Origin of the sequence: Flavobacterium sp. LHD-80 (genome assembly GCF_030929605.1) — a bacterium.
Taxonomy (GTDB): domain Bacteria; phylum Bacteroidota; class Bacteroidia; order Flavobacteriales; family Flavobacteriaceae; genus Flavobacterium.
Genome location: NZ_JAVFVS010000008.1, coordinates 125,618 through 140,607, shown reverse-complemented (window position 1 = coordinate 140,607; position 14,990 = coordinate 125,618). Strand labels below are relative to the sequence as shown.

Annotated in this window: 16 protein-coding genes; 5 read left to right on the top strand and 11 right to left on the bottom strand. The window is 32.8% G+C overall.

The genetic code is table 11. The annotated features are described in order from the left end of the window. Positions 1 to 29 precede the first annotated feature (29 nt). Both RB619_RS12035 and RB619_RS12030 read right to left on the bottom strand, forming a co-directional pair. The gene (locus RB619_RS12035; protein ID WP_308097742.1) at positions 30 to 2,030 is read right to left on the bottom strand and encodes a fumarate reductase/succinate dehydrogenase flavoprotein subunit; all 2,001 of its coding nucleotides are present in this window, start codon (positions 2,028 to 2,030) and stop codon (positions 30 to 32) included. An 11-nt stretch (positions 2,031 to 2,041) separates the two neighbouring features. After that, complete coding sequence (locus RB619_RS12030) at positions 2,042 to 2,707, bottom strand: succinate dehydrogenase cytochrome b subunit (protein ID WP_142451542.1); 666 nt, start codon at positions 2,705 to 2,707, stop codon at positions 2,042 to 2,044. 335 nt (positions 2,708 to 3,042) lie between these two features. Between RB619_RS12030 and RB619_RS12025 the strand changes: the two genes are divergently transcribed. Beyond that, a complete protein-coding gene (locus RB619_RS12025; RefSeq protein ID WP_308097739.1) occupies positions 3,043 to 4,404 on the top strand; it encodes a hydroxymethylglutaryl-CoA synthase in 1,362 nt (453 codons plus the stop codon). Positions 4,405 to 4,881: 477 nt separating this feature from the next. Here the strand turns inward: RB619_RS12025 and RB619_RS12020 are convergent, their stop codons facing one another. The 6 genes from RB619_RS12020 to RB619_RS11995 all read right to left on the bottom strand — a co-directional run bounded on the left by RB619_RS12020 (position 4,882) and on the right by RB619_RS11995 (position 7,900). Beyond that, positions 4,882 to 5,253 (bottom strand): hypothetical protein, encoded by a 372-nt coding sequence (locus RB619_RS12020; RefSeq protein WP_308097736.1) that lies wholly within the window; start codon positions 5,251 to 5,253, stop codon positions 4,882 to 4,884. Positions 5,254 to 5,332: 79 nt separating this feature from the next. Further along, positions 5,333 to 6,073 carry a LytTR family DNA-binding domain-containing protein gene (locus RB619_RS12015; RefSeq protein WP_308097734.1) on the bottom strand — a complete coding sequence of 247 codons (741 nt, stop codon included), beginning with the start codon at positions 6,071 to 6,073 and terminating at the stop codon, positions 5,333 to 5,335. 17 nt (positions 6,074 to 6,090) lie between these two features. Then, entirely contained in the window at positions 6,091 to 6,540 is a 450-nt protein-coding gene (locus tag RB619_RS12010) for a GNAT family N-acetyltransferase (protein ID WP_308097732.1), read from the bottom strand. Between the two features lie 169 nt (positions 6,541 to 6,709). Beyond that, positions 6,710 to 7,147 carry a GNAT family N-acetyltransferase gene (locus RB619_RS12005; protein WP_308097729.1) on the bottom strand — a complete coding sequence of 146 codons (438 nt, stop codon included), beginning with the start codon at positions 7,145 to 7,147 and terminating at the stop codon, positions 6,710 to 6,712. A 41-nt stretch (positions 7,148 to 7,188) separates the two neighbouring features. Next, positions 7,189 to 7,650, bottom strand: a complete 462-nt coding sequence (locus tag RB619_RS12000) for a hypothetical protein (protein ID WP_308097728.1) — start codon at positions 7,648 to 7,650, stop codon at positions 7,189 to 7,191. Further along, on the bottom strand, positions 7,643 to 7,900 hold the full coding sequence (locus RB619_RS11995; protein WP_308097726.1) for a hypothetical protein: 258 nt from the start codon (positions 7,898 to 7,900) through the stop codon (positions 7,643 to 7,645). The genes RB619_RS12000 and RB619_RS11995 overlap by 8 nt, the downstream gene beginning before the upstream one ends. 587 nt (positions 7,901 to 8,487) lie before the next feature. Here RB619_RS11995 and RB619_RS11990 point away from each other — a divergent pair. Further along, the gene (locus RB619_RS11990; protein ID WP_308097724.1) at positions 8,488 to 9,780 is read left to right on the top strand and encodes an aminopeptidase P family protein; all 1,293 of its coding nucleotides are present in this window, start codon (positions 8,488 to 8,490) and stop codon (positions 9,778 to 9,780) included. Next, the gene (locus RB619_RS11985) at positions 9,773 to 10,687 is read left to right on the top strand and encodes an alpha/beta fold hydrolase (protein ID WP_308097722.1); all 915 of its coding nucleotides are present in this window, start codon (positions 9,773 to 9,775) and stop codon (positions 10,685 to 10,687) included. Before RB619_RS11990 ends, RB619_RS11985 begins: the two co-directional genes overlap by 8 nt. A 57-nt stretch (positions 10,688 to 10,744) precedes the next feature. Here the strand turns inward: RB619_RS11985 and RB619_RS11980 are convergent, their stop codons facing one another. Both RB619_RS11980 and RB619_RS11975 read right to left on the bottom strand, forming a co-directional pair. Then, positions 10,745 to 11,263: a ferritin gene (locus RB619_RS11980; RefSeq protein ID WP_264553155.1), complete on the bottom strand. Its 519-nt coding sequence runs from the start codon at positions 11,261 to 11,263 to the stop codon at positions 10,745 to 10,747. 89 nt (positions 11,264 to 11,352) lie between these two features. Then, positions 11,353 to 11,709: a hypothetical protein gene (locus RB619_RS11975; protein ID WP_115887521.1), complete on the bottom strand. Its 357-nt coding sequence runs from the start codon at positions 11,707 to 11,709 to the stop codon at positions 11,353 to 11,355. A 179-nt stretch (positions 11,710 to 11,888) separates the two neighbouring features. Between RB619_RS11975 and RB619_RS11970 the strand changes: the two genes are divergently transcribed. Further along, positions 11,889 to 12,692 carry a TIGR00266 family protein gene (locus RB619_RS11970; protein WP_308097717.1) on the top strand — a complete coding sequence of 268 codons (804 nt, stop codon included), beginning with the start codon at positions 11,889 to 11,891 and terminating at the stop codon, positions 12,690 to 12,692. Between the two features lie 164 nt (positions 12,693 to 12,856). Continuing rightward, complete coding sequence (locus RB619_RS11965) at positions 12,857 to 13,633, top strand: alpha/beta hydrolase (RefSeq protein WP_308097715.1); 777 nt, start codon at positions 12,857 to 12,859, stop codon at positions 13,631 to 13,633. Between the two features lie 683 nt (positions 13,634 to 14,316). Here RB619_RS11965 and RB619_RS11960 read toward each other — a convergent pair. Further along, positions 14,317 to 14,988 (bottom strand): ATP-binding cassette domain-containing protein, encoded by a 672-nt coding sequence (locus RB619_RS11960; protein WP_308097713.1) that lies wholly within the window; start codon positions 14,986 to 14,988, stop codon positions 14,317 to 14,319. Between the last annotated feature and the right edge of the window lie 2 nt (positions 14,989 to 14,990).

The following is a 14,990-nucleotide window of genomic DNA, read 5'->3' as shown; positions in this document are numbered from 1 at the left end:
CTTTAAGACTTTGGCTTTCGACCAAATTCTTATTTATAACTTCTTTGAACTAATTTAATGTTTTCGTAATTAAGAGGTTCTTTGTGTAATACTGCATCACTTGGTTTTCCTTTGTATTCCCAAGCCGCAACGTATGCAAAGTTATCATCATCACGAAGTGCTTCTCCTTCTTCTGTTTGGTACTCCTCACGGAAGTGACCTCCACATGATTCATTACGGTGTAAAGCATCTTTCGCAAACAATTCTCCTAATTCTAAGAAATCGGCAACACGAGTTGCTTTTTCTAATTCCTGATTAAATTCGTTAGCGTTTCCAGGAACTTTTACATCTTTATAAAACTCTTCACGTAAAGCAGCAATTTCTTCAATAGCTTCAGCTAAACCTTTAGCGTTACGAGCCATACCTACTTTATTCCACATGATTTTTCCAAGTTTTTTATGGAAATAATCTACAGAATGTGTTCCGTTATTATTGATAAATTTATTGATTTGATCTACAACTGCTTTCTCAGCTTCAACGAATTCTGGTAAGTCTGTAGAAATTTCTCCCATTTTAATATCTGGAGCTAAATAATCTCCGATAGTATAAGGTAATACGAAATATCCATCAGCTAAACCTTGCATTAAAGCAGAAGCTCCAAGTCTGTTTGCACCGTGATCAGAGAAGTTAGACTCTCCAATTGAGAAACATCCAGGAATTGTAGTCATTAAGTTATAATCAACCCAAGTTCCACCCATTGTGTAGTGAACCGCTGGATAAATCATCATTGGTGTAGTATAAGGATCTTCGTCAACGATTTTGTAATACATCTGGAATAAGTTTCCGTATTTACTTTTCACGATTGCAGCTCCTAATTTAGTTACAAGAGCACTATCTTTATCATCTAAACCTTTTACATAAGCATCTTCAGTTCCGTAACGTTTAATTGCCGCTGCGAAATCTAAGTAAACCGCTTCACCCGTTTTGTTAACTCCAAAACCAGCATCACATCTTTCTTTAGCCGCACGAGACGCAACGTCACGAGGAACTAAGTTACCAAAAGCTGGATATCTTCTTTCTAAGAAATAATCTCTTTCGTCTTCAGATAAATCTGTTGCTTTTTTCTTTCCTTCACGGATAGCCTGAGCATCTTCTAATTTTTTAGGAACCCAAATACGACCGTCATTACGTAAAGATTCAGACATCAAAGTCAATTTTGACTGGTGATCTCCTGAAACCGGAATACATGTTGGGTGAATTTGTGTATAACAAGGATTTGCGAAAAACGCTCCTTTTTTATGAATTTTCCAAGCTGCTGTTGCGTTACTTCCCATAGCATTTGTTGAAAGGAAAAATACGTTTCCGTATCCTCCAGAACCAACTACTACCGCGTGAGCAGAATGTCTTTCTATTTCTCCAGTGATTAAGTTACGAGCGATAATACCTCTCGCTTTTCCGTTCACGATTACAATGTCAAGCATTTCGTGACGGTTGTACATTTTGATTTTTCCACGACCTATCTGACGGTTCATTGCAGAATAAGCTCCTAACAACAATTGCTGTCCTGTTTGTCCTTGTGCGTAGAATGTACGAGAAACCAAAGTTCCTCCAAAAGAACGGTTATCTAAAAGTCCGCCATATTCACGAGCCAATGGCACCCCTTGAGCCACACATTGGTCAATAATATTACCTGAAACTTCAGCCAAACGGTAAACGTTTGCCTCACGTGCACGGTAGTCACCCCCTTTTACAGTGTCATAAAACAATCTGTAAATTGAATCACCATCACCTTTATAGTTTTTTGCAGCGTTGATACCACCTTGTGCCGCAATAGAGTGCGCACGACGAGGTGAATCTTGAAAGCAAAATGCTTTTACGTTATATCCTAACTCAGCTAAAGTAGCTGCCGCAGAACCTCCAGCCAAACCTGTACCAACAACAATAATATCTAAATTACGTTTGTTAGCAGGGTTTACTAAATTAATATGATCTTTATAATTTGTCCATTTGTCCGCTATAGGACCATTTGGAATTTTTGAATCTAATGCCATTATAATTGATATTAATTATTGAAATGATGAAATAATGCGATAATTATGAAAAGAGCTGGAACTACAACTGCGAACCAGTAACCTACTTTACTTAAAAATCTAGAATATTTGTTGTGCATCCCTACAGATTGAAGAGAAGATGCAAACCCGTGCCATAAGTGGAAACCTAAAAGCACAAAAGCCACACAATATAATCCTGTACGAATTGGATCGTGGAATTTATGAACTAACTCTCCATAATACCTTGTAGCATCTGGTGCTGTACCTGCAATATATTTATAGGTAACTTCAGGAAACCAGAAATCATAAAAGTGCAATCCTAAGAAAGCCAAAATAACCAATCCAGAAATAATCATATTTCTAGAACTCCAAGAAGCGTTTGCAGCTCCGTTGTATTTTGCATAAGCAATTGGTCTTGCTGCGCTGTTTTGAGCCGTAAGTACAAATCCCATTACAAAATGGAAAATTACTCCAAATGCCAAAACTGGCTGCATTACATACTGGATCAGCGGATTGTATCCCATAAAGTGAGAAGCTTCGTTAAAAACATCTTCACTAATTATAGAAATAAAATTTAAGGAAACATGCAGCGCTAAAAACGTGATTAAGAATATTCCCGAAAGAGCCATAGCCACTTTCTTTAAGATGGAAGCATTCAACTGTGCAGATTGTGCCATAAGTGTTAAGTAGTTTGTTTTAAAAAATTACACAAAAATAACTCAAATACAAAAGAACTACAACCATTTCGTTGTTATTTATAATCATTTTAAAATAGACTATATATACGTATTTTTACGTAGAAATTTAGTATAGCAAATCTAAAAAATTGCTTTACAGTCACTTTCTCCCAATTTTAATACGTATTCAGATTACTAAAAATTTATCATATTGTTATTTTATTCAAAGTTTTGATTTGTTTTCTTCAAAAGTGCCAGCTGTACTTAATTTTATCTAAGCAAAAAATTGTCATTCCATAACATAGTTTTACCTTTAGCGGCTCAAAAAAATAAGAATGAAAACAGGAATTGATGCTATCTCTTATGATGTAGCAAACATACATTTACCCATAAAAACTTTGGCGGTTGCCAGAAATATTGAACCAGAAAAATTAGAAAAAGGTCTTGGATTACTAAAAATGACCTTTCCAGATGTTCATCAGGATGCCGTTGTTTTTGGAGCAAATGCTTTAACCAAACTGATCACTGATAATAAAATCAACCTAAACGAAATAAGCCGAATCTATGTTGGTACCGAAAGCGGTATCGACAGTTCAAAACCAATTGCTTCTTATTTAATTAATTTAATGGAGCAAAAATTTGGAGAAGATTCATTAGCAGAATGCGATGTTGTAGATTTTACTTTTGCCTGTATTGGCGGTGTTGACGCTTTACAAAACTGTCTTGATTTTGTAAAACTGAATCCGACTAAAAAAGCAATTGTTGTTGCAACTGATTTCGCAAAATACGATTTAAATTCTGGTGGAGAATATACGCAAGGTGCCGGAGCCGTTGCCATGTTAGTAACTGCAAATCCGAAAATTATTGCTTTTGATGACAATTGGGCAACGAGTACAAAAGGTGTTTTTGACTTTTTCAAACCGTACAGAACTATCGCTAAAGAAGAAATCACAAAAAACACCAACAACGATTCTTGGTTTGACAATTTAGAAGCCGAAATCGAAATCCACAAAGATCAACCGGTTTTTGACGGACAATATTCGAACCAATGTTACATGGATCGTACGCGAAATGCTTACTTTTCATTCAAAAAATTAAAAAATACGACTGAAACTTTATATAACACTTGGCACAGTATTGTAATGCACTTGCCATATTCTTTCCAGGGAAGAAGAATGTTATCTGAAATTTATGCTTTAGATAGTGCCGAAAAAATTATTGCTGATGATATTGCACCTGCAGATTATCAGACAAAAATTAAAGAAGTAGCAAAATCCGAGGACTACAGAAGTTTTGTAACCGAGAAATTACAGCCTGCTGAATTAGCATCTTCTTTAATTGGAAATCTTTATACAGGTTCTATTTTCATGGGATTGTTGTCGACTTTGGCTCATTTTTATGATACAAACAAAGAAGTTGCCGGAACTAAATTTGGTTTCCTAGCTTATGGAAGCGGATCTAAATCGAAAGTTTTTGAAGGAACGATTCAACCAGAATGGAAATTAGCTTTAGAAAATGTGAAGCTTTTTGAAAACTTGGCTGAAAGCGTAGAAATTGATTTCAACACTTACGAAAGTCTTCATAAAAAAGAACAAAAACAAAGCGTAAGAACTCCAAAAAACGAATGGATTTTAGACCGAATTGAAAAAGAAATTCCAGTTTTGATTGGAGCGAGATATTATAAATGGATTGATTAAGAAATTCCTCCCGATAGCTATCGGTACCAAATTCCAAAACCGAAGCTTGATGTTTCGGTTTTTTTATGCGTTTTAAATTTAACCGCAAAGATCGCAAAGGATTACGCAAGGTTCACAAAGCTTTGTGCTTTTTTTTGAACACAAAGCTTTGCGAACTTTGCGTTTATTTAGACATCGTAAAAAAACCTTTGCGGTCTTTGCGGTTAAACAACAAGGGATCAATCCTTCTTATGCTGTTCAGTATAATTTTGATTTCCTTTAATTCGGGCATCTTCCGTATGCATTCCGTTTGCCATTCCTAACATAAAGGCTGTAATTATAATTATAAATTTTCTTTTTATCCAATGAAGAAGTGGCCGCTTAGACTTTTCTAAACGATTATTATTTTGTTTATACATTTTGAAAATGATAAATGATTAGACATTATTTTATCATTTTATGCCTAAAAAAGACATAAAGGCTCAGAAATAAAATTTCTTAAGCAGTGTATAAACTTTTATATGAAATGTTTGAAGTGATTATTTCATTTGCAAAAACAGCTTGTTTTAGAAATGAATTTATTTTTTGATGAAGAAGTTTTTGCCATTTTAGTTTAATCTGAATTTTAAAACTAAAAACAGCTTTTAATTGAATATAAGTAACCGGAATTAAAAACAGAGTTTTAACTCCCGATTTTAATTGGTTAAAAATATATAAACGAGAAGTTGCAAAATCTAATTCTCTGCCTGAAGCGACTTGCGAAACCTGATAATATGCTACTGATTTTGATTGAGAATCTATTGTACAATCTGTCGCAATCATGGTGAAAACCAGAAAGAACGAAAGAAGGTATTTTAGATTTTTATTCAATTGTTATGTTTGAGTCGTTTACAAGAACGAAAATACAAATTAAATTCAACTTCATTTATACTTTGTTTTAGACTCGAAATTATAATGCCAATAAAGTTTCTTTATAATTTTTTGAAACCGGAAGTTCGATTTGAGTCAAAACAATGGTATTTTGATTTCTCCAAGATTTAAAATGAGATGGATTTATTAAATGCGAACGATGAATTTGCATTAAAAAACTAAAATCTTTCTGCATGTTTTTGAGTGAAGTCCGCAATAGTTTTGATGTTAGTTTTCCGTTTTCGGTATAAAAAATTTCGACATAATTTTGTGCATTTGAGACGCAAACCAAATCTGCTTTCTGGATTTTTAAAATGTCTAGTTTATTTTCTCCTTTGATAATTAAGACATCATCTTTTACAGGAATAAATTTGATTAAATATCTTCTTGCCAGAATAATTACCGGAGTCAAAATCAAAGCGACTTTTATAAAAATTATCGAAAAGAATTCTGAAAAAGTATATCCTCCATTTAAAATTGGACTTTTGTAAAAGGCAAAAACTCCAATCAAATACAGTATATGAAATAAAAAAATGGCTATTATTTCTAAACTAATATTCCATTTTCCTATTCTTCCATAAAAGCTTTTTTGGATAAGAGTTAAAAGACTATAACATAAAAACGCCATTACACTAAAACCAAAACTGATTAAGAACCAAGCCCTGAAATTTATAGTTCCGTCGTCAAAAGGTTTTATTATAAAGGCAAAAATGAAAAGCCATAAACCAATCAGCAAACCGATTACAAGATTATGTTTTATGGAAATATTTAGCTGTTTCACTTTTTTTATTTCAATTTTTAAAGTTTCATTTCCATAATGGGCATGAAACGGTTTTTTATAGAAGTTTCGAATTCTCCAATTTTTACAAATCCCATTTTAGCGTAAAAATTTTCGGCGTTTGGTTCTGAATCGAGTATGATTTTTTCTATTTTTTCTTCTTTCATTCGGCTTAAGAAATCGAGAAGCAACTGTTTTCCAAATCCTTTTCCAATATGTTTCGGCAAGATAAATAAATTATCAAGTTTTACAGTCTTTTCATTTTCAAAAAGATAAGAATAATAACCTAGAATCAAATTGTTGTCTATTAATTTGAACGTATTATTGTTTCTAATATAATCTTGCGAAATGGTTAAACTTTTATCCCATTTTTGAATTTGTTCTGCAGAATATCCCCAATATGCTTTTGACTTTTTGGTTATCGTTGTTAGGATTTGGTTGTCGAGTATGTTGGCTTTTTCTATTTTCATTGGTTTAAAAAAGTTTCCATTCAATCTTTAAAATTTAACCGCAAAGTACGCAAAGAATTTTCACTCTTAAGTTATACTGGATAAGCGCAAAGTTCGCAAAGCTTTGAACACAAAACCTTGCGAACTTTGCGTAAACCTTGGCGGGCTTTGCGGTTAAAAAATATCCTAATTATTTATAAATCGTAAACTTATTATGACTCAAAGCAAAACCAAGATTCTCATAAATCGCTACGTTTTCAACTCGTTTTTTATTCGTCGTTACTTCAATACTTTTTAAATTATTCTGCTCTGCAAAATTCAAAATCTCATTTATTAATAATCTTCCAACACCTTGACCACGAAATTTTTGATGAATAAAAAATTCCTGAATTTCACCAACTAATCCGCAATGATGTAGTAGGTTCTGGGTGTGAAAACTAATAAATCCTAAACCTTCATTTTCATTTTCGGCAATTAGATAAAGATTTTTTGGGTTTGAAATGTTTTCATTGAAGATTTCTTTGAAAACTTCGAAATCTAAAACTTCATTTTCTAGTTCGCAGATTGACTTGTAGATAAAATCTAAATCTCTGATTTTGATTTTTCTGATTTTGATATTTGAGTTCATAAACTTCGTTGCTAGAACGGATTTCAAATCTTTGCTATAAATTATTTTATTTTTTTCAATATACCTATTTCAATCTCTTTATATAAACTTAAAAAATTTATTAATTCTGGCTCTAGAAAACTAAGATTATCATTATCAATTAACACTTCATCTGATCTAAATTTATATACTGCTATTTTTAAAAACAATTGACATATTTTTAACTTACCAATTAAAGATATCTCATCGCCTTTTAAATTATTACCTAAAAGAAAAATTTCTTCACACAACGGCTGAACTTCGTTTTTTAATTTATTTATTCTATCTATCCAATTTGAATCGCCTGATCTAGTTAGATTAAGTGGTGTACATCTTGCAATTATAGAAATTTCTTCAGAAGATGGATAATAATTTTCTATAAAGGAATCTTTACTAGGCCAATTTAATTCACCTTTACTTTTATTATATGCAATAAAATATAATTCCGAAAACCATACATCTTTAATTGATTTTAATTTATCCAAATGACTTATTAACAAAGACAATATTTGCTTTCTTTTCTTCTCTTCTCTTAAGTGAACGGAAAAAAAAATAAAAAACAACGGATGCCATTATTGAATAACATAATTTCAAAACAATTAAACCTATAATTTCTGCACCTTTAAATATTTCAGGTTGATGAATTAAGTAGATTTCCATCACTAAAATTACGGCTAAACTACTTACAAAGAGAATATAAAAATCTTGACGAAAAGTTTTTAAGTTTTCAAACATATATTTAATGGATTAGTTTCAGCCAATATACAAAATACCAGAATCGATTAGATTTTTTCCGTCGTAAATAACAAACTTATTCTGAAACTAAAAGCGTGAGGGATAGAGGCGGTATCCTTTTATTTGTCCCGATAGCTATCGGGACGGAATAAAAGATATAGCCGAAAGCCCGACCCGGAGGGGCATGCCCATATTTAAGATACTAAGTTTCTAAGATGCTAAGTTGCTGAGATTAAAAATCTCTGGAATCTGCCAAATCTGCGCGAGACAAAACCGATAATATTTGTCGAGTTTCTAGTGTGATCTCTCCTCCGTCGAGATGACAAAACTTTGTACTTATTAATCTTTGTCGAGTTACTTGCGAAGATTTACTTCGTCTGTTCGCTATCGCTCGAGTCTCCTCTGTCGAAATGACAATATTACCTAAAAACTTTGTGAACTTTGCGCAAAACCTTAGCGTTCTTTGCGGTTAAAAAACACTCAACAATTAGAACCAAAACAAATAATAAAACTTTAAGAAATCAACTGTGCGCCACTTCTTCAAAAATCACTAATTTTGAAATTCGAAGTTCAAAAATTAAGTTATTATGAAATATCATCAAATAAACAGCGCTCTTTTTGTAAAAAACCGCAGAAAATTCACGGCAGAAATGAAACCTAATTCGGTTGCCGTTTTCAATTCAAATGACATTTACCCAATTAGTGCCGACAGTACTTTGCCGTTTGCACAACACCGTGACATTTTTTATCTGAGCGGTGTCGATCAGGAAGAAAGTATTTTGCTTTTGTTTCCGGATGCACCTTATGAAAGCCAAAGAGAAATTCTTTTCTTGAAAGAAACTAACGATCATATTGCAGTTTGGGAAGGCGAAAAATTAAGCAAGGAACGTGCTTTTCAGGTTTCTGGAATCAGAACAGTTTATTGGTTACAGGATTTTCATAAAATTTTGAACGAAATGATGACGTATGCTGATACGATGTACATCAATACAAACGAACATTACCGCGCAACAGTTGAAACTGAAACCCGCGAAGCTCGTTTTGTAAAATGGTGGAAAGAGCGTTATCCTGCACATAATGTTGCGAAAAGCAATCCAATTTTACAGCGTATTCGTTCTGTAAAAGAAAGCGAAGAAATCGATTTGATTCAGCATGCTTGTGATATTACGGAGAAAGGTTTCCGCAGATTGCTTTCGTTTGTAAAACCAAATGTTACGGAATATGAAATCGAAGCCGAATTGGCGCACGAATTTATCCGTAACCGTTCTAAAGGTTTTGCTTATACGCCAATTATTGCTTCTGGAAATAATGCTAATGTTTTGCATTATATCGAAAACAATCAACAATGTAAGGACGGCGATTTGATCTTGTTAGACGTTGCGGCTGAATATGCTAATTATTCTAGTGATATGACAAGAACGATTCCGGTTTCGGGACGTTTTTCTGAGCGTCAAAAAGCGGTTTATAATGCGGTTTTGAAAGTTAAAAATGAAGCTACAACAATGTTGACTCCAGGAACGCTTTGGAAACAATACCACGTTGAAGTGGGTAAAATCATGACTTCGGAATTGCTTGGTTTAGGCTTATTAGACAAAGCTGATGTTCAAAACGAAAACCCAGAATGGCCAGCGTACAAAAAGTATTTCATGCACGGAACTTCGCACCACATGGGACTTGACACGCACGATTATGGTTTGCTTCACGAACCTATGAAAGCGAATATGGTTTTTACAGTTGAACCTGGAATTTATATTCCAGCAGAAAAATTCGGAATTCGTTTAGAAGATAATGTTGTTGTTCAGGAAAAAGGTGCGCCTTTTAACTTAATGCGTAATATTCCGGTTGAAGTTGACGAAATCGAAACGTTGATGAATGAATAATTTCCTGATGAAAAAGATTTTTCTATTCCTTTTTCTAGTTATTACCGCAAATACTTTCGCTCAAACCGAAGGTTATGCAGTAAATAATGATGGAAGCAAGACGTATTACAAAACATTCGGAAAAGGTGAACCACTTTTAATTATAAATGGCGGACCGGGAATGAATAGTAATGGTTTTGAGGATATGGCAAAAGTTTTGGCTGAAAACCAACAAACGATTATTTACGATCAAAGAGGAACCGGAAAATCGAAGCTTTCAAAAATAGATTCTAAAACCATTTCGATGAAGATAATGGCTGATGATATTGAATCATTGCGAAAACATCTGAAAATCAAAAAATGGAATATTCTTGGACATTCTTTTGGTGGAATGTTGGGTTCTTATTACGCCACAGTTTACCCAAATAGTATTGATAAATTGGTTTTATCTTCTTCAGGAGGTCTTGATTTGAGTTTATTGAAAGGCCCAAATTTGATTGAAAAAAATCTAAGCAAAGTCGAAAAAGATTCGATGGATTATTGGAATGATAAAATCGAAAAAGGCGACACTTCTCACAACGCTCGTTTAGCGCGCGGAAGAGCAATGGCGCCGGCTTATGTTTACGATCGAAAATATATTCCGATAATTGCTGAAAGATTAACTCAGGGAAATTCGACAATAAATGGTTTGTTGTGGTCTAATATGCAACAAATGAATTTTGACTGTAAAGCCAAATTGAAAAGCTTCAAAAATCCTGTTCTGATTATTCAGGGAAAAGAAGATATTATAAGCAATGAAATTGGAGAATTGGCACAAAAGACTTTTCCAAATTCAAAACTAATTTTATTGGAGCATTCCAAGCATTACGGATGGCTGGATGCAAGAGAAAAGTACTTCTCGGATATTAATTCGTTTTTAAAATCATAAAAATAAAAAAGCCCTTAATGTTATTAAGGGCTTTTTTATTTTTATATAAATCGTTTATTATCCGATTTTTGAAATCTGAACATCCAATTGAAATTTGCCGTCAGCTTCGTTTCCGTTGATTAATTCAAAAAGTTCTAAAGCTCTTCTTGCGTTTTTCTCTTCTTCTCTTTGCTCAGCTACGTACCACATCATAAAATCTTCTGTAGCATAGTCATTTTCCGCTCTACATTTTGCGATTACTTTATTGACTGCCTGTGTAACTGCAATTTCGTTTTGCAAAGCAATTTCGAATACTTCTCTAAAAGAAGCAAATTCTTGTTGCACTTCTGGAACAGATGGCGTAACTGCAATCCCTCCCATGTCTGTAATATATTTGAAAACTTTTAGAAAATGCTCTCTTTCTTCTTCGGCTTGCTTGTACATATAAGATGCTGTATTTGCATAACCATTTCTATCTAACCATGCAGCCATAGCTAAATATTTATTAGAAGCATCGCTTTCTAATTTTGCCTGTAAGTTCAATATATTTTCGATTCCTTCAACTAATGAAGTACTTGTTCTTAGTAAATCTTTCATAACCTTTAATTTTTATACGTGTAAAATTACAAAAATTAAAGACGGCAACTGTAACCCCTTGAAAATTTGGATTTAATCTAAGTAAGAATCTAAATAAGCTCTACATTGACAATATTGCAAAGCATAGAATGTAATGTAAGGGTAAATTTTGTTCCGTTTAATAAATCTCTCAACTGCACTATTTCGCAGATGGTAAGATTTCTGGAAAAATTTCTTTTGGTAGTTTCAATCAACTGCGCATCTGAGTGGTCAGACAAATCATAAAGCATGTTAAGAATGTCAACGCTATTAACCTTTCTTTGAAAAATCAAAAAATCTTGAATTTTATAACTTGACACTGTATCAACAAAATTGATAATTATGCTGTTGGTCAAATCACATTGATAACTGTATCCTTTTTCGGTTTCAAATAATACTTTGGTGGTCAAATCACTAACTAATGCCATTCTGATAAAATATAATAACGGTGCAAAAATATAGAATTTAAAGCAATAAAAAACATAATTAAGACTAATTTAAAATAACAAAATCATATAATGTTCTTAAAAACAGTCGAAGTACACTAAATGTTGTAACATTCTACAGGATTTTGTGTCTAATTTTAAAAACAAAAAATTTAGAAATTATGCAAGCGCACGAAATAGATTACCAAATTTTTGGAGAAGAAATGCAGTATGTCGAAATAGAACTGGACCCACAAGAAATTGTAATTGCCGAAGCTGGCAGTTTTATGATGATGGAAAACAATATCCAGATGGAAACCATATTTGGAGACGGTTCTCAGCAACAGGGTTCTGGTTTGTTTGGTAAACTTTTAAATGCAGGTAAAAGAGTGCTTACTGGAGAAAGTTTGTTTATGACAGCATTTTTAAACCAAGGCAACAGCAAAAGTAAAGTTTCATTTGCATCGCCCTATCCTGGAAAAATCCTTCCGATTGATTTAACCGAATTTCAAGGCAAATTTATCTGTCAAAAAAGTTCATTTTTATGCGCTGCCAAAGGCGTCTCTGTCGGAATCGAATTCTCTCAGAAGTTAGGACGCGGTTTATTTGGCGGTGAAGGTTTCATCATGCAGAAACTAGAAGGAGACGGAATGGCATTTGTACATTCTGGCGGAACAATGGCTAAAAAAGTATTAGCCCACGGCGAAGTCATAAAAGTAGATACGGGCTGTATTATTGGTTTTACCAAAGATGTAGATTATGATATTGAATTTATTGGTGGCATCAAAAATTCAATTTTTGGCGGCGAAGGATTATTTTATGCTACTCTAAAAGGTCCGGGAACGGTTTACATACAGTCACTTCCATTCTCGAGATTGGCGGACCGAATTATTGCCTCGGCACCAAGATCTGGTGGAAACAGCCGTGATGAAGGAAGCTTGCTTGGCGGATTAGGAAATCTTCTAGATGGCGATAACCGATTTTAATTTAGAATGGCTTTCAGAAACGAAAGCCATTTTTTTTATTTCAAACACGAATTTGATATAAATAAATTTATATCTGTTTTAAAGATTTCCCAATTAAATCAAGACATCAAGATATTTCCCTTAAGCTTTCTTAACTTTGTGGTTCACAACAAAAAATCTTCAGTTTGAAAACGCTTTTATATAAAAATACCAAAATATCATACTCAGATTTTGGAACTGGAAACACAATAGTTTTACTTCACGGCTTTCTAGAAAACAAAAAAATGTGGAAAGATTATGTTGATCTTTTCTCAGAAAAATATCGCATAATTACAATTGATCTATTGGGCCACGGCGAATCTGACTCTTTAGGTTATGTTCATGAAATGGAAGATAATGCCAATGCTGTAAACGAAGTTTTGGAACATTTAAAAATCGAAAAAGCAATTATTCTTGGACATTCAATGGGCGGTTATGTTGGTTTGGCTTTCGCCGAATTATATCCGCAGAAAATTCAAAAATTAGTTTTACTTAATTCAACTTCCAAAGAAGACAGCGCCGAGAAAAAACTAAACCGAACGCGTGCTATAAAAGCTGTAAAACAGAATTATATTGGTTTTGTGAGTCTTGCTATTGCGAATTTATTTAGTGAAAACAACAGAATTCGTTTGACAAATGAAATTGAAAAAGTAAAAGAACAGGCTTTAAAAACACCGTTGCAAGGAATTGTCGCATCTCTTGAAGGAATGAAAATACGAAAAGACAGGGAATGGCTTTTGCACGAAAATCGTTTTCCGGTTTTATTGATTTTAGGCAAAAAAGATCCCGTTTTAAATTACGAAGAAAGTCTTTCTCAAATTGAAGACACAACAGCAGAATTAATTTCTTTTGAAGATGGACACATGAGCCATATTGAAAACAAAGAAGAACTGAAAACAATTTTATCCGAGTTCTTCAATTAAAAATAAAGATTTTAAAAATCAGAAAAGGCCATTTCGAATAAACATCGAAACAGCCTTTTCTTCCTTTTGTGGGGGCAAAAAATTATAATTTGGCAATAATGTCTTTCCTTAATTTAGACAAAGTCGCTCTCGTTAATCCAAAATTGTTTTATTAATTATTCTTTGTTGGAGATTCCCATTATCCACATTTTCAGATACTTTAAAATTCAAATACCTGTTTTCTCTATCATTGTTCTTAAAATAAACAGACTTGCAATTCTTTTTAAGAAGCGTCAAAGATATTTTAATTAACATAATTGTTCGATAAACACTTGTTAAAAAAACTTCAAACGTAACCATTTGAATCACTTTTATTTATCACATACTTATTGGCTTTTATAAAAAGAAGATGCGCAATAAAAAACAACAGAAAAAAGAAATTCATTTAAAAACATAACATTTTCTTCCATAAAATTCATTTCCGATTTTAGACTTTCACTTGAACTTTCTAAGAAGTAAAACTTTTTTAGCTCTTTAGTCAAAAAACAAAAAAACAAAGTCGAATCAAAAAGCAAGATTTAGTCTAAAAACAAAATTGATGAAGCTTATATTTTTTTGTATTGAAAAGAAAAAAAACAAAAAAAATACCGTAACAATCTGAAAATAAATATGTTTTAAAAAATACTAATATTAAAACATGTTTTTCAAAAGGCTAAACTTGTAAGGTACCCTTTTTCAATAAGCTCGTTTTTTTCTTTTATTTGATGCGTTTTTCCATCTTTTATCAAAACGAGTTTATTTGCGATTTTTATTACATTATGATAGTTGTGGTCCGTAATGATAATTCCTTTTTTGTTTAAGCTTGCTTTGAGCATTTCGTTAATAATTTCAATCATCAACGGAGAAAGTCCATTGTAAGGCTCATCAAGCAAAACAAACAAAGAAGGATTATTGAGTACCATTTTTATTTCGAGATAACGCAATTCGCCAGCTGATAAATGTTTGATTTTTTTCTTTAAAAGACTTTTAATAAACTCATCATCGCAAAAAGCTATTCTCTCCTCTTTTTCGATTGACAAGGAAATTGCTTTTTGCACAGAAAAATGCTTTGGAATGAACTGATCTTGATCTAAATAACTGACTTCGTTTAGCAATACATTCTTAGTATTTAAGGAAACCGAATTGATTCGAACGCATCGATCAGGAACCGATTCAAGTCCAGCAACAATTTTCAATAAAGTCGATTTACCAGAGCCATTCCGTCCAAGCAATCCAATAATTTCAGATGTTTCACATTTCAAAAAAACATCTGAAAGAATTGTTTTTTCACCAAATCTTTTCTGGATTCCGCTGATTTCTAAAGTATGTTTCTTCAAAA

What these genes read in the sequence shown, in the direction of transcription:
- RB619_RS11975 (WP_115887521.1), bottom strand. Translation starts at nt 11,709, where the DNA reads ATGGCATTAGTTAGTGATTTGACCACCAAAGTATTATTTGAAACCGAA.
- RB619_RS11995 (WP_308097726.1), bottom strand. Translation starts at nt 7,900, where the DNA reads ATGTTTGAAAACTTAAAAACTTTTCGTCAAGATTTTTATATTCTCTTT.
- RB619_RS11990 (WP_308097724.1), top strand. Translation starts at nt 8,488, where the DNA reads ATGAAATATCATCAAATAAACAGCGCTCTTTTTGTAAAAAACCGCAGA.
- RB619_RS11985 (WP_308097722.1), top strand. Translation starts at nt 9,773, where the DNA reads ATGAATAATTTCCTGATGAAAAAGATTTTTCTATTCCTTTTTCTAGTT.
- RB619_RS11980 (WP_264553155.1), bottom strand. Translation starts at nt 11,263, where the DNA reads ATGAAAGATTTACTAAGAACAAGTACTTCATTAGTTGAAGGAATCGAA.
- RB619_RS12030 (WP_142451542.1), bottom strand. Translation starts at nt 2,707, where the DNA reads ATGGCACAATCTGCACAGTTGAATGCTTCCATCTTAAAGAAAGTGGCT.
- RB619_RS12005 (WP_308097729.1), bottom strand. Translation starts at nt 7,147, where the DNA reads ATGAACTCAAATATCAAAATCAGAAAAATCAAAATCAGAGATTTAGAT.
- RB619_RS12010 (WP_308097732.1), bottom strand. Translation starts at nt 6,540, where the DNA reads ATGAAAATAGAAAAAGCCAACATACTCGACAACCAAATCCTAACAACG.
- RB619_RS12025 (WP_308097739.1), top strand. Translation starts at nt 3,043, where the DNA reads ATGAAAACAGGAATTGATGCTATCTCTTATGATGTAGCAAACATACAT.
- RB619_RS11970 (WP_308097717.1), top strand. Translation starts at nt 11,889, where the DNA reads ATGCAAGCGCACGAAATAGATTACCAAATTTTTGGAGAAGAAATGCAG.
- RB619_RS12035 (WP_308097742.1), bottom strand. Translation starts at nt 2,030, where the DNA reads ATGGCATTAGATTCAAAAATTCCAAATGGTCCTATAGCGGACAAATGG.